The organism is Bacillus cereus group sp. MYBK30-2, assembly GCF_051915945.1.
GTDB classification, from domain to species: domain Bacteria; phylum Bacillota; class Bacilli; order Bacillales; family Bacillaceae_G; genus Bacillus_A; species Bacillus_A paramycoides.
The window spans coordinates 788492-803361 of sequence record NZ_JBQAFR010000002.1; the positions used below are offsets into that span (position 1 = coordinate 788492).

Below are 14870 nucleotides of genomic sequence, written 5' to 3' on the forward strand. Positions count from 1 at the left end.
GTTAACTAGTTTATAAATACAGTTAACATTAAATCTAAATGACTGTCAATTATTTTTAAATCAAAAGGTTCTTAAAAAAGAACAACTTATCATACGATAAGTTGTTCTACCTTCCATGCTTTACCTTTCCAATTTCTAAAATAATTTCTTCATCTTTTTTTCCTTCTGTATCAATTCCAAGTTGTTTTGCATGCTCAATTAATAGATCGTGTCGCTGCTCAAATCTGGCAGTGTCTACTTCTTTTTCAATCACTTCTTTTGTTTTTCCCTCGGTAGAAACCCCTAGTTTCGCTGCTGTTTTTTCCATTGATTTCTTCTCTTCAGCTTCTTTTACTTTTTTCACTTCTGACTGCTGTATTTTGTATTTGTCTGGTTGGTCTGAGGAGGCTGCAAAAGCTGTGTAAATTCCAGCACCACCCCCAACAACTAATAAGGTTGTAAAAAGAACTATTCTTTTCTTCACTCTTTTCTCCCCCTTTCACTTTCATTATAACGCACAAATTTAGAGCTTTAAAAACATTTTCCCTTTATTCCCCTTAAAAAATCTTGAATGTTTTTATTGACATGTGAGACGAATATATGATAAAAATTTAACTAACATCATATGAATCGGCGTTGATAGGATTTAGTAGTATTTCGATTTCTGATTTCAGAGAGCTGGTGGTCGGTGCGAACCAGTACAGAGCGATTTATGAATTACCCCCTGGAGCTTCTTTTACGAAACGTGAGGAGTAGTGAAAGACGGTTATAGACCGTTATGTCTAAAGAGTGGTGAAACGACACTGTTTCACAATTTAGGGTGGTACCGCGAATTTTTCGTCCCTGCATATATTGCAGGGGCGTTTTTATTTTATTAGCGCATATCATACGACCCTTTATTTCGTGATACATTCATTTCACAAGCTAGGGTGGTACCGCGATTTCTTCGTCCCTGCATAATTATATGCAGGGACGTTTTTTTATCCAATCATTTCCGTATCATATAGAATTATTAACAATTACCGGTAATTTGTCACAAAATTCTAAATTTTAGAAGGAAATATACAATATTGGCGAATTTTATATAAAAAAGACTATTTTCGATTAATTAGGAGGGGAAAATAATGGTTTCAAAAATTGAATCTGTTCTTTTAACAATTTTTATCTTTTTCTGTATTGGTTTTAGTGTTATTCAATTAGAAGTTTCACCGCATATCCCAATTTTATTCGGTATCGTTATTTTATTAGCGTTTGGCTTTATGAAAAAAATCTCTTGGTCTACTATGGAAAAAGGGATGATCAGTAGTATTTCAGCTGGTATTCCATCTATTTTTATTTTCTTACTTGTAGGCGTATTAATCAGCATTTGGATCGCAGCTGGAACAATTCCAACTTTAATGGTATACGGCTTCCAACTTGTATCTCCGAAAATTTTCATTCCAACTGTTTTTGTTGTTTGTGCAATTGTTGGAACGAGTATTGGTAGTGCGTTTACAACTGCTGCAACTGTAGGCCTTGCCTTTATGGGCATGGGTAGTGCTCTTGGATACGATCCAGCTCTTATCGCCGGTGCAATTATTTCTGGTGCTTTCTTTGGAGATAAAATGTCTCCTTTATCTGATACAACAAACTTAGCTCCAGCTGTAACGGGTGTAGATTTATTTGAACATATTCGTAACATGCTTTGGACAACAGTCCCTGCCTTCATTATTGCTTTTATTGCATTTTTCATTTTAGGAAGTGGATCTGGAGGCAATGTTGATTTCTCAGCTTTTATTAGTACGTTAGAAAAAAATGCAACGATTTCTATCGTTACACTTATTCCAATTTTATTACTGTTCCTATTCGCATTTAAAAAGGTTCCAGCAGTTCCAACATTACTTGCTGGAATCGTAGTAGGAATCATTATTCTCTTTATTTTCAAGCCAAGTACGTCTCTACCTGATTTAATGAAAATTATGCAGGACGGTTACGTTTCTAAAACTGGTATAAAAGATATTGATAGCTTATTATCTCGCGGTGGTTTGCAAAGTATGATGATGTCGATTGCCCTTATTTTCCTCGCTCTATGTATGGGTGGTTTACTACAAGGAATGGGTATTATCACACAGCTTATGAATATCATCTCTAGCTTTGTAAAGACAAGTACACGCTTAATCATCTCTACCGCTTCAACTGCAATTGGTGTAAACTTCTTACTCGGCGAACAATACTTATCAATTGTTTTAACAGGACAAGCATTCGCTAACAAATACGATGAAGTCGGTTTAGAACGTCGTAATTTATCACGAGTATTAGAAGATGCTGGTACAGTAATTAATCCGCTCGTACCTTGGGGTGTAAGTGGCGTATTCTTATCAAACGTCCTTAGTGTCCCAACATTCGATTATGTTCCATACGCAATCTTCTGCTTAGCTTGTCCAGTCGTAACTATTATCGTTGGCTTTACTGGATTCGGTCTTTCATGGAAAAAAGAAAAAGCAGTACCAGTTTCATAATATACACATAAAAAAGGATTACCGTAATCGGTAATCCTTTTCTCATACAATACTTTACTATTTACTTGCTTTCTTTCTTCTAAATAACATAAGTAATCCTGCTCCAACAAACGCCAGACCAGCTCCAATTGTAGAAGCAACACTTGCACCTGTTTTCGGTAGATCATGTTCCTCTTTATTTTCACTTACTTTTGTTGTTTCTTTTGCATTTTGATTATCTGTTGTAGTTTGTCCAGATCCTGTTTTGTTCTCATCTTGTTTTGGTTCATTTCCATTATTACCTTCGTCTATTGACGGTGGCTTTGGATTTCCTTCATTACCTCCATCACCCGTTGGTGGTGCTGGATTTTCTCCATTACCTCCATCACCTGTTGGTGGCGTCGTTGGATTTTCTCCATTACCTCCATTATCTGTTGGTGGTGGCGTTGGATTTTCTCCACCAGTTTCCTTATCACTATCATTCTTCTTCGTTATATCAATTGCATATTTAGCAAATTCATTTTCAGATGGTCCAACATATGATATTTTTCCATCTTTCTTTATATGCTTTTGTGCATTTGGTGAAGAGTCAAATGTTGTATTTAATTTATCTGCAACAATCGGTTTAAACGCCCAATTTTGATCTGCCGCTGGATCAATAACGGGTGTTTCTTGCATATACTTCACAATGATTTGACGTGTTTCATCTTGTGATTGGTATACAACCTCCCCTTTACTTACACCAGGGAACGTTTGGCTACTTCCGCGATAGTTATTTGTCGCTACGATGAATTCTTGATCGTCAGCTACAGGCTTACCTTCATACGTCATATTTACAATACGATTCGTATTTGCATTTACAACTTTTCCATCTTTGTCGTATTTCGCTGGTTGCGTCACATCAATTTCGTATTTTAAACCATCTAAAATATCAAAGTTATATGTAGGATAGTTTACATTTACTAATGGCTGTTCTTCTGTTTTCTTTGGATCGATTTGATTAAACTGACCAGCAGACATTTCAAGCCATTCTTTTACCTGTGCTCCATTTACTTTCACAGCATATAATGTATTTGGATATACATATAAATCTGCAACGTTTTTAATCGCTAAAGTTCCAGCCGGAATATCAGTATAGTATGTAGCACCGTTTCGGCCACCTGCTTTAAATGGTGCTCCTGCAGATAAAACTGGAATTCCCTTATATTTACTATATTGTCCATTTTCAGCAAATAACTTTTCTACATACCATTTTTGGGCATTCGTCACAAGTTGTACAGAAGGATCATCTTGTACTAATGAAAAATAACTATTAATTGGTGCTGTCGTTTTACCTACAGGTGTATTAACATAGTTAATTGTTGCTTCATGATCATCTTTAATTTCATTAACTAATTTTTGATCTGATTCTACTAATGCGTTTCCTTTACCATCAGCAATCGGACGAAGTTGTGGCTTAGATTGATCTTTTTGCACTTCCCATTTTCCGTTTACCTTTTTCAATTGCATATCGATCATACCTAAGTTACTGCCAAAAACGCCAGGCATTACAACCGGAACACCATTAAATACATCCTTCACTTCAGTATGTGAATGTCCCATTAATACTGCATCTACACCAGAAACTTCAGTTAAATAAAACGATGCATTTTCCATTCCAACGTTGTATCCACTTTTATCAACACCTGAATGAGCTAATGCAACGATAACGTCTGCACCTTCTGCTTTCATTTTCGGTACCATTTTCTTCGCTGTTTGAACAATATCTTTCGCTTTTACTTTTCCTTCTAAATTTGCTTTATCCCAGTTCATAACTTGAGGTGGAACAAATCCCATTACACCAATTTTCACTTTTTGTTTTTCACCTGATTCATCCACTACTTCTTTCTCAAAAATATGATATGGTTTAAAATAATTTTCATCGTTCGCTTCATTATTATCATGATCATCTTTATAAACATTCGAGTTAATAACTGGGAACTTCGTTTTACTAATCACTTTGTTTAAATAATCTAAACCGTAGTTGAATTCATGATTCCCAAGAGAGATGACGTCATACTTCATTAAATTCATTAAACGATATAATGGATGTACATAACTTGGATCAACAGGATTCTTCGGATCATTTATTTTATTCGCCACATAATCCCCAAGCGGCGTCCCTTGTAATGCGTCCCCATCATCAAATAGGACAGAGTTCTTCGCTTCTTCACGCGCTTTATTAACAAGCGTTGCAGTTTGCACGAGACCTACTTTATTATCTGTTTTCGTTTGATAATAATCATAATTCATTAAGTTAACGTGAATATCTGATGTTTCTAAAATTCGTAAGTTAACTGTACTCTCCCCAGTTTTTTCCTCTGCATGAGCTGTTGTTGGCAATACTTGCGGCGCTATAACACCAATAGCAAGAGTTGCTCCAGCTAGCATTTTTTTTGACTTTTTCACAAAAAATCCCCCTTATACAATTACCCCAAAATAATGAAATGAATCTCCATCAGTCCCTAACCACATACCTTTTTTCTTCTATTAGAGCGACGATTTTCACCTTATCTGACATTATCATATCTAAACTTCTTTCATATCGTCAATATTTTTTGACACACTTCTACAAATTTTCTGTAAAGTTATTGTGAAGTTTTCATAAATATATAATATGCCCTTACATTGCTTATACTGCTGAATATGATACAATTACCAATTACAAGGAGGATGAATTTATGAAAAAAGTCATCTTAACAATTGTTTGTCTCCTCCTTCTAATCATCTCTTATTCTAATTTTGAAAAGAACGATGAGACAAAACAAAAAGAAATTAAAGAAAAAACAGAAACACCATCTGCTCCAAGTTGGATTGATAAACAAACGAACGACTCCTTTTATCACCTCGTATTAGGTGATTCACTCGCCAAAGGATATGGATCTACACAGGGGGGATTTGCCGAATTAGCTTCCAGACAACTGGAAGAACAAATTCATAAACCAATTACAGTAGAAAATCTTGGTGTAAATGGCCTTACTACGGATCGTCTCGCTAAAAAAGTTCAGTCCGAAGAAGTTCAACAAAAAATTAGGGAAGCGAATATCATTACTATTAATATTGGGGGAAATAATTTATTTCGCTTAAATCGTGATGTAGGTGTTATAGATGGTATTAAAATGCTAAATAAAGAAAAAGCTCGTTTCGAAACGGATGTAAAAAACATTGTAAAGACAGTTCGAGATCAAAATCCGAATGCTTTACTCATTCTCTCTGAACTCTATAACCCTTTACAACTCGATGACTCTATTGCCAGTTATGCAGATATGTTTTTAGATGGTTGGAATGATTCTGTTTATGCTATTTCAAAAGCGAATCAACCATCTATCGTTTTACCAATTCGAAAATTAATATCGAATGATAAAAAAGATTTACTATTTGACCAAGTACACCCAAATGATAACGGCTATGCAATTATTGCCAATGCATTTACAAAGCAAGTGTTATCCTACAAATATTAAGGCGACCATGAAACAATTCTATTTTTATACCTTGTCTTTTTTGTTACAATGATAGTGGAAGGGGGCCTTTATATGGAATCACGCGAGTGGGAACGTATCGTTGATCATCTGCTTTCGCTAGTGCCTCTTTTTTATCGCAAATTTATGCTTCCTGGAGAATTTTCTTCTCAAAGACATATGCCGCCATCACATACACAGGTGTTACTGCTTTTGCATGAAAATGGTACATTAGCAGTTTCAGAAATTGGCAAGCGGCTAGCGATATCACGGCCTAACATGACCCCTCTATTAAACAAACTCATTCAAGAAGAACTAATAGAGCGTCATTATAGCGAAAAAGATCGACGGGTCATTTTAATTTCCCTAACAGCTGAAGGGAAATTGCTAGTAGGTCAGTATCAGCAATTCATTTTAGACAAACTAAAAGAAAATTTCCAAACATTATCTGAGGAAGAGCGCGAAAAGCTCATTTATTCTCTTCAAACCATTCAAAATTTAATTTTGAAAACAAACGTATAAAGCTGCTTCTAAATAGAAGCAGCTTTATGATTCGTAATAATTACCATAATAAACATTTGAATACGGCCATGTCATTAAATATGGCTTTCGCTCTTGCGTATTCTATTGTTGAGGTTGTTGTAATTCCTGCGGTTGTTGATACACTCCAAATTGTCTTCGCATATCATGTACCGGATAATATGTTGGATATGAGTATACTTGAGGTACGTAATAATAATACATTCATTCTCTCCCCCTTTTTCTTAAACATATTCAACGGAGAAAATGAATGTGACATTCTTTATATTTGTACAAGTGGTTCTCTCACTCGTTTCTTTCTTTTCTTCAAACGTAACTTACGATTCTTTTCATATAAATAATGCACAACGAAATATGAAATTACCCCAAACACAATTCCTATTATCGTCATACCAATCAATACATATACTTCACTCTGTAATAAGCTCTTTAACATTGTGAAAATATGGCTCGAAAACAAATCTGATATCGTAAATGGTTCATGATGTATTTTCTTTACATGAAATGGATAAATCGTTTTCCCTAATGCGTAAGCAAATGGAAATAAAAATACTGGGAGAAACGATATTTTCCCAATAATATTGCCAATGACTGCGGCTGGAAAAGATCCCTTTGCCAACCTGACAATTGGATAAAATATTAAATATACGAGCGATGCCGTATAAATTACTAACATTTCTAAACCAAATCCAATAGCAAAGCCTAACGACACTTTCTTTGCTCCTTCTGGCGATCGCAGTAACTTATAATATTGAAACTTTAATATTCTCCACATCCGCTGAAAAAACGAATATGTCTTCTTAGTTGTTTTCACAATTATCATCTCTTTAACTATATTTTTTCTATCTAGTATGTCCTTACATGATATGAAAAACAAATTTAGTTTTCTCTTTTTATTATAAATGATATAGAGATAATTAACCAAATATACATCCGACATTTCAATATAAAAAAACCTTCCTTTTCAGGAAGGTTTTCCAGTATTTTGAAACAAACTCACTAATAACGCTTTTTGAGCATGCAATCGATTACCAGCTTGCTCAAAGACAACAGACTGTGGCCCGTCTATTATCTCTCCTGTTACTTCTTCTTCACGATGGGCAGGTAAACAGTGTAAGAAACGATATGTTTCCTTCGCATGCATAACAAGTTCTTTATTGATTTGGTAAGGTTGAAATAAAGTATATTTCTCTTCTTCTCCCTCTTGCCCCATGCTCATCCAAACGTCAGTATAAATAAAGTCCGCTTCGTTTACCGCTAATTCAGGATTATGCAAAATTTCAATTTCAGCTCCTGTTTCTTCAGCAATCGCTAACGCTTTTTTTACAATTTCCTCATTCGGTTCATACCCTACGGGCGTTGCAACAGTCATATTCATTCCGACTTTTGCACTCGCTAGCAACAATGAATGACATACATTATTCCCATCACCTACGTAAGCCAATTTAATTCCTTTAAACGCATGAACTTCTTCATAAATCGTCATTAAATCTGCCAACGCTTGACAAGGGTGATGATCATCCGTTAATCCATTAATAACAGGAATACTCGATTCTTTCGCAAGCTCTTCTACATCCGCATGTGAGAATGTACGTATCATAATCCCATCAATATAATGAGACAGTACTTTCGCAGTATCTGACACCGTTTCTCCTCTACCCATTTGCATCTCTTTTCCATTTAAAAACATTCCATGTCCTCCAAGCTGTACCATCCCTGCTTCAAAAGAAACGCGAGTACGAGTTGAATGTTTATCAAAAATGAGACCTAATATTTTTCCTTGTAATAAAGGCTCCTGCTTATTCTTTTTTAAATATATAGCAAATTCAATTAAAGAAATGATTTCTTCTTGCGTTAATTCCTCTAGTGTTAAAAGATCTTTCGTATTTAATTTTGGTACTTGTACAGTTGACATGAAATTTCCCCCTTATATGATTGATGCATTTTTTGTACAAACTATCTTTTTTATCATATATACCGCTTGTTCTAGCTCTTCATTCGTTACAATAAGTGGCGGTAATAGTCTTATAACATTAGGCCCTGCTTGTAATACGAGAAGTCCTTCTTCTTCTAGTTGTTCTATAAAACTTGCAACTTCATGCTTACACTCAATCCCAATCATAAGCCCCTTACCACGTATATTTTGAATACATTCGACATGTCGTAATTCTTCTCGCAACTTCTCTAATACGTACTCGCCCTTTTCCTTTACTTCTTTTAAAAACGATGGTTTCTTACTTACTTGCAATACTTCTTTCGCTGCAGCCATTGCAATATAATTCCCACCAAACGTTGAACCGTGTGATCCTGCAGTAAACGATGTTCCAAGTTCTTTCCGGCCAATCATCGCTCCAACGGGAATGCCATTTCCAAGAGCCTTAGCAGTGGTAACGATATCAGGATCTATTCCCATTTGTTCGTAAGCAAATAGTGTTCCTGTTCTTCCGATCCCTGTTTGTACTTCGTCTATAATAAATAATGAACCGAACTTATTACATAATGTTTCAATCGCTTTCAAAAAAGATAGATCAGCAGGTATTACTCCTCCCTCTCCTTGAACAACTTCTACCATTACCGCCGCAACTTCTTCATTCATTACTTCCTCTAACGCCTTAATATCGTTAAAAGGGGTATGTAAAAAAGACGGAAGTAGTGGACCAAATCCTTCTTTCACTTTATTTTGCCCCGTCGCACTCATCGTTCCGAATGTTCTACCGTGAAAAGATTGCTCACATGTTACGACGAGAGATTTTCCAGTATGCTTACGGGCTAACTTCAAAGCAGCTTCATTCGCCTCTGCTCCGCTATTACAGAAAAACACATAATCTAATGCTATATTTTCTGTTAATAATGACGCGACTTCTTCTTGTAAGCTGTTTGTAAACAGGTTAGATATATGCCATATATCATCAAGTTGCTCTTGTACAGCTTTCATAACAGTAGGGTGACAATGTCCTAAATTACATACGCCAATTCCCGACGTAAAATCTAAATACTGGTTACCATTTTTATCAATAACTTTCGTTTCATTTCCCTTTACAAACTCAATTTTTCTTCTTCCATACGTCTGAAAAAGATGGCTCGTCATACGATACTCACTCCTTTTGTTACCGTAGTTCCAATACACTCTCCTGTGCCCCCAGTAAAATCCTTTGTACCATTTACGATACTAACCTTTTGCACTCCCATTTTTAATGATGTAAGTGCCGCCTGTACTTTCGGAATCATCCCGCCTGTAATAACTCCTTTTTCTATAAAAGTAACAATTTCAGATTCGTCCGTTTTCTTTACCAATTTTCCTTCATGTAATATTCCATCTACATCCGTAATAAAAATGAGTTCTTTTGCGGATAATGCGACCGCAATCCCAGCTGCAGCGGTATCAGCATTTATGTTATAAATCTCATTATCATTTATCCCGATTGGAGCAATAACAGGAATATAATTCATATTTATTAATCCTTTTAATAAGGCTGTTTCTACATAACTTACTTCTCCCACATATCCTATCCCTTCGCTGGCAGGTTGAACTTGAAGTAAATTACCGTCACACCCTGAACAACCTACCGCAAGTAAATTATGCTTTTGTAAATTCATTACAAACTTTTTATTCGTACTTCCGCATAGCACCATTTGAACAACATCCATAACTTCTTTTGGTGTTACTCGTAACCCATCTCTTTTTTCTACTTTGATATTACAATCTTTTAATTTGGCATCAATTTCTGGGCCACCACCATGGACAATCACTACCTTATACTTCTGTTGCAATTTCTTTATACAATCAAAAAACACATCATTTAATTGATCCAGCATGCTACCGCCGCATTTAACTACAATATAATCACTCATCTTCTCTCTCCTTATGTACGATAACAAGCGTTTATTTTCACATATTCATAACTTAAGTCGCAGCCCCAAGCCGATCCCGTTTCCTCTCCTAAATGTAAATACACATCAATAATAATTTCATGTTCTTGTAATTTCTTTTTCATTCCCTCTGCAGAAAACATTTGAGGTTCACTATTTTTTAACACATTGATAGATTGAAGGGTGATATCAATTGTATTTGGATTAATAGCTACTTCACTTTGGCCAATACTACTAATTATTCGCCCCCAATTTGGGTCTTCACCGTATATTGCTGTTTTCACAAGACTCGAACCGACAATTTGCTTAGCGATTTTCTTTGCTTCTTCGCTTGTTCGAGCCCCTAGCACATTTACTTCTATTAACTTCGTAGCCCCTTCACCATCTTGCGCAATTTTTTTTGCTAAATCTTCACATACCTTTTGTAAAGCAACTACGAAAGTTTCCCACTCTTTATGTTCCATACTTATTGGCTTCGTTTCTGATAATCCACTTGCCATAACGATGACCATATCATTCGTAGAAGTATCTCCGTCCACCGTAATTTGATTAAATGTATGATTCGTAATTTGTGATAGTGCTGTTTGTAATACGTCATGCTCTATATTGGCGTCTGTTGTAATAAAACTAAGCATCGTTGCCATATTGGGATGAATCATCCCAGAACCTTTTGCGACCCCAGCAATTGTTACTTCTTTTCCGTCAATTATCATCTCATAGCAAGATTCTTTCGTCATAAGATCCGTCGTTAAAATCGCTTCACAAAAAGAATGAGCTTCACTTACTTCCTTTGTTGGTACAAGTGATTCAATTCCCTCTCGAATTATATCCATCGGTAAAGGTACTCCAATTACACCTGTTGAAGCGACCGCAACGTAATTCGTTTTTACTCCAAAGTGTTCAGCTCCTAATGTTCGCATCTCGTAAGCATCTTGCAATCCTTTCATTCCCGTACAAGCATTTGCATTTCCGCTATTAACGACGATTACTTGTAACTTCCCTTCCGCCGCTATACTATCTTTCGTTACTTGCAACGGCGCTGCTTGCATTTGATTTGTTGTATAAACAGCGGCACACGATGCTGGTACTTCACAAATGATTGCACCTATATCCTTTTTCTCCTTTTTCAAACCATTTGCAGTACCAATTGCCGAAAAGCCTTTCGGAGTGACAATTGAACCATTTTCTAATTTATTAATGGACGATGCTTTAATCATAATTTCCCCCTTATGGATAAAGCGGTATATGCTGTAAACCCGTTGCCTCTTCCAATCCCGCTAATATATTTGCATTTTGAATCGCTTGCCCCGCTGCACCCTTCATCATATTATCTATAACAGAAACTACTGTAATTCTTCCTGTTCTTTCATCGTAAGCTAACCCAATATCACAATAATTTGAGCCTCTTACTTCTTTCGGACTTGGGAATTCTCCTTGAGAACGAATTCGAACGAAAGCTGAATTATGATACGTTTCTTCATACAACTTTTGAAATTGCTGCATTTTGATTTTTTGTTTTACTTTTGCATAGAGTGTAACCATAATCCCTCGTGATATCGGTATTAAATGTGTACTAAATGTAATTGGCTTCGCTTCACCATTCCATTCTATAAGCATTTGCTCAATCTCAGGAACGTGCTGATGCTTATTCACTTTATAAATGTGAAGATTATCGTATAGCTCTGGAAAGTGAGTCATTGTTGTTGGTGTTTTCCCCGCTCCTGATACTCCTGACTTTGCATCTATAATAATTGAATCTTCTTCAACTATCCCGTTTTGCATTAACGGCGCTACCGCTAGCAATGTCGCTGTTGCAAAACATCCCGGATTTGCAATTAATTCAGCGCACCTAACCTCTTCCCTTTTCCATTCGCTTAATCCATACACTGCTTTTCTGAGAATTTCTCCCTTTGCAGCTGGCTGCTTATACCACATTTCATATAGCGAAGGATCTACCATACGAAAGTCACCAGATAGGTCAATTACTTTTAAACCTACTTCTAATAACTTTGGTGTCAGCTCCACAGATACTCCTGCGGGTGTTGCTAAAAATACAATCTCCGCTACCTTCCTTATTTCATCCACATCAATTTCTTGCAACTTATGAACGAGAACATTTCGCAAATGCGGATATGCATTCGCTATACATTCACCAACTTGCGAAAAGGAGTGGAGAGATGCTATTGAGAAATATGGGTGTTGCTCTAATAACCTAATTAATTCAATACCTCCATATCCAGTTGCTCCAATAATTGCGACTTTCATATGCTCCTCCTTAAATCGATTCTTTAAATTAAATATGATTATAATATTGTATATTTATAGAGTCAATTAAATATTTATTAATTTTAAAAACTTTAAAAACTTAATTTTACTAGAAAAATAATATACGTAGGTGAATTTTTATACAAAAATTATGTATGGTAGTATTTTTATTTCACTTCAAGTACAATAAAACAATACATGTATACATATGGGCGGGGAAAAACATGAATGAAAAATTAATTGAGAAAATGATTACAAAAAGTTTTCGGCAATATCAATGTAATCCTGTTTCAAAAGAGGATCAGGAAATGTTAATTAAACATATTCAAACGATAATTCATTCAAATACTGAAATTGATGTGTACGAGGCGGTTGAAGATATCGTTTACGATTATGTGACCGGAAAATAAAAAAATAGGAGATTTCCATATGGAAATCTCCTATTTTTTACTTAATGATTTACCTGCAACACGTTCAAATAACCCCGGGAATAATGCATAGAGCTTCGGCCCAATTCCCATCCACTTCGGCAAGTTTACTTCACGTTTTTTCGTTTGCATCGCCTTTACGATTTGTTCTGCTACATATGTTGGTTTTAACATGTAACGTCCCATATTTTTCACATATGTACCTGATTGATCAGCTATTTCAAAAAAATTCGTATCTATCGGTCCCGGGTTAATTGCTGTTACATACACATTTGTGTTAGATAACTCCATACGTAAACTATTCGTAAATCCTAATACAGCGTGTTTTGTTGCTGCATAAGCACTCGACTTCGGAGTTGCAATTTTTCCAGCCAATGAAGCAATATTAATAATTTGTCCTTCGTTCCTTTTTACCATATAAGGTAATACTGCTTTCGTACAAGCTACTAATCCAAATACATTTACTTGAAACATATCCTTTACTTCATCCATTGACGCATCTTCAAACATTTTAAAAATACCAAACCCCGCATTGTTTACCAATATATCAATACGTCCTACTTCTTGTAATACCTCTGAAAAAACAGATTGCACTTTCGTTTCTTCACTTACATCTAATACATAGTAATAGCAAGGCGTATTATAAGTTGCTTTAATTTTTTCTGCTAATGCTTGTAGTTTCTCTTCTGTTCGAGCCATTAATACTGGAGTCGCTCCTTGCTCCGCAACCTGCATTGCGACTTGCTCTCCAATTCCACTAGAAGCACCTGTAATGACGATTACTTTTTCTTGTAAACGTCCCGTCATTGCTGTCACCTACTTTGCATAATAAATCAATTGTTGCGAAGATTCATCAATCATCACTTGTTGATTATATGCTAAAAAGTCTAATTGTCCAACAGTTTCTGAGATAGTTAGTGGCAATTGTTCTTTATATAATACCGGAAATAGTTTTACACATACTTCAAATGCTGTCATTGGCTTTTCTTTTAATAAATCAAGCACTTTAAACGCACGTGTTTCTTGCTTTTGTAACCTCGTTTCAATAAGTTGTTTCACATTCAGAACATCTTCCCCATGTCCTGATAAAATGCGTGAAATATTCATTTCACTTAAACGTTTTAATGTTTGATTGTACTGCAATAAAGGACGTGCTCTTTCTGTCTGCCCTTCATATGGTGGTTCTAATATTGGATTAGAAGAAATATGACTAATGAGAGCATCCCCACCAATTAATATTCCATCAGATTCTCTATATAATGAGATATGAGTAGAAGCATGACCTGGCGTTTCAATCACTGTAAATCCAGGTAACGAATCTATACGATCTCCCTCTCTCACCGTGTGTGTTAACGATCTATTACAAGAATATTTAAGTGTCTTCGTCGTCAATAGTGCCTCATCATTCAAAAATGCTGCTGGAACTCCGAACTGTAGTGCTGTCTCTTTAAAAAATTCATGATACCGCTTTAAAAACTCGGCATTCTGCGTAATCCATGGTTCATTCCAAGGATGTCCGATAATATTTACTTTTTCAGAAAATATATTTAAAAGTCCACAATGATCCGCATGGTGATGCGTAATCACTACCGTTTCAATATCTTCTATCTTATATCCTAATACATCTAAATGACTTTCTAGTGCCTTCTTTGCCTCTTCTGTATTTGTCCCTGTATCAATTAACGTTAATGTTTCTCCCTCAACTAAAAACACATTCACTGTCTCAACTGCAAATGGAACAGGAATCTCCATTCGATGAATCGCCGTCATGCTTAGCCCCCCCTGTTTCTTTCCGGTTCAAAAATGAATACCTC

The 14870-nt window shown here is 35.7% G+C and carries 14 protein-coding genes, 1 pseudogene and 1 other annotated feature; of the genes and pseudogenes, 4 read left to right on the forward strand and 11 right to left on the reverse strand.

Annotated features, from left to right (window positions below):
• Positions 1-106 precede the first annotated feature (106 nt).
• On the reverse strand, positions 107-463 hold the full coding sequence (locus tag ACTFQM_RS15615; protein WP_440035114.1) for a hypothetical protein: 357 nt from the start codon (positions 461-463) through the stop codon (positions 107-109).
• Between the two features lie 143 nt (positions 464-606).
• Positions 607-827: a binding site (T-box leader), on the forward strand.
• A gap of 276 nt (positions 828-1103) precedes the next feature.
• On the opposite strand from ACTFQM_RS15615, the gene nhaC reads away from it, so the two are divergent.
• Positions 1104-2477, forward strand: coding sequence for a Na+/H+ antiporter NhaC (gene nhaC, locus ACTFQM_RS15620; RefSeq protein WP_440035116.1), 1374 nt, complete (start codon positions 1104-1106; stop codon positions 2475-2477).
• A gap of 57 nt (positions 2478-2534) precedes the next feature.
• On the opposite strand, the gene cpdB is transcribed toward nhaC, so the two are convergent.
• Positions 2535-4904 carry a bifunctional 2',3'-cyclic-nucleotide 2'-phosphodiesterase/3'-nucleotidase gene (cpdB, locus tag ACTFQM_RS15625; RefSeq protein ID WP_440035117.1) on the reverse strand — a complete coding sequence of 790 codons (2370 nt, stop codon included), beginning with the start codon at positions 4902-4904 and terminating at the stop codon, positions 2535-2537.
• 272 nt (positions 4905-5176) lie between these two features.
• On the opposite strand from cpdB, the gene ACTFQM_RS15630 reads away from it, so the two are divergent.
• Together ACTFQM_RS15630 and ACTFQM_RS15635 are read left to right on the forward strand one after the other, a co-directional pair.
• On the forward strand, positions 5177-5956 hold the full coding sequence (locus ACTFQM_RS15630; protein WP_440035119.1) for a GDSL-type esterase/lipase family protein: 780 nt from the start codon (positions 5177-5179) through the stop codon (positions 5954-5956).
• 72 nt (positions 5957-6028) lie between these two features.
• On the forward strand, positions 6029-6475 hold the full coding sequence (locus ACTFQM_RS15635; protein ID WP_002173352.1) for a MarR family winged helix-turn-helix transcriptional regulator: 447 nt from the start codon (positions 6029-6031) through the stop codon (positions 6473-6475).
• Between the two features lie 24 nt (positions 6476-6499).
• Here ACTFQM_RS15635 and ACTFQM_RS15640 read toward each other — a convergent pair.
• From ACTFQM_RS15640 to argC, 7 genes and pseudogenes are all read right to left on the reverse strand, one after another.
• Positions 6500-6697, reverse strand: a pseudogene (locus ACTFQM_RS15640) (hypothetical protein).
• A gap of 58 nt (positions 6698-6755) precedes the next feature.
• Positions 6756-7307, reverse strand: coding sequence for a DUF2062 domain-containing protein (locus tag ACTFQM_RS15645; protein ID WP_265621784.1), 552 nt, complete (start codon positions 7305-7307; stop codon positions 6756-6758).
• A 150-nt stretch (positions 7308-7457) separates the two neighbouring features.
• Positions 7458-8408, reverse strand: coding sequence for an ornithine carbamoyltransferase (gene argF / locus ACTFQM_RS15650; protein ID WP_427288242.1), 951 nt, complete (start codon positions 8406-8408; stop codon positions 7458-7460).
• Positions 8409-8420: 12 nt separating this feature from the next.
• Positions 8421-9581, reverse strand: coding sequence for an acetylornithine transaminase (gene argD / locus ACTFQM_RS15655; protein ID WP_440035122.1), 1161 nt, complete (start codon positions 9579-9581; stop codon positions 8421-8423).
• Positions 9578-10345: an acetylglutamate kinase gene (argB, locus tag ACTFQM_RS15660; protein ID WP_440035123.1), complete on the reverse strand. Its 768-nt coding sequence runs from the start codon at positions 10343-10345 to the stop codon at positions 9578-9580. The genes argD and argB overlap by 4 nt, the downstream gene beginning before the upstream one ends.
• Before the next feature lie 11 nt (positions 10346-10356).
• A complete protein-coding gene (argJ, locus tag ACTFQM_RS15665; protein WP_440035124.1) occupies positions 10357-11580 on the reverse strand; it encodes a bifunctional glutamate N-acetyltransferase/amino-acid acetyltransferase ArgJ in 1224 nt (407 codons plus the stop codon).
• Positions 11581-11590: 10 nt separating this feature from the next.
• A complete protein-coding gene (argC, locus tag ACTFQM_RS15670) occupies positions 11591-12628 on the reverse strand; it encodes an N-acetyl-gamma-glutamyl-phosphate reductase (protein WP_440035125.1) in 1038 nt (345 codons plus the stop codon).
• A 224-nt stretch (positions 12629-12852) separates the two neighbouring features.
• Here argC and ACTFQM_RS15675 point away from each other — a divergent pair, with 224 nt between their 5' ends.
• On the forward strand, positions 12853-13038 hold the full coding sequence (locus ACTFQM_RS15675) for a YqzH family protein (protein WP_002145860.1): 186 nt from the start codon (positions 12853-12855) through the stop codon (positions 13036-13038).
• Between the two features lie 30 nt (positions 13039-13068).
• On the opposite strand, the gene ACTFQM_RS15680 is transcribed toward ACTFQM_RS15675, so the two are convergent.
• Positions 13069-13863, reverse strand: coding sequence for an SDR family oxidoreductase (locus ACTFQM_RS15680; RefSeq protein WP_002173368.1), 795 nt, complete (start codon positions 13861-13863; stop codon positions 13069-13071).
• Positions 13864-13872: 9 nt separating this feature from the next.
• Positions 13873-14826: an MBL fold metallo-hydrolase gene (locus tag ACTFQM_RS15685; protein WP_440035127.1), complete on the reverse strand. Its 954-nt coding sequence runs from the start codon at positions 14824-14826 to the stop codon at positions 13873-13875.
• Between the last annotated feature and the right edge of the window lie 44 nt (positions 14827-14870).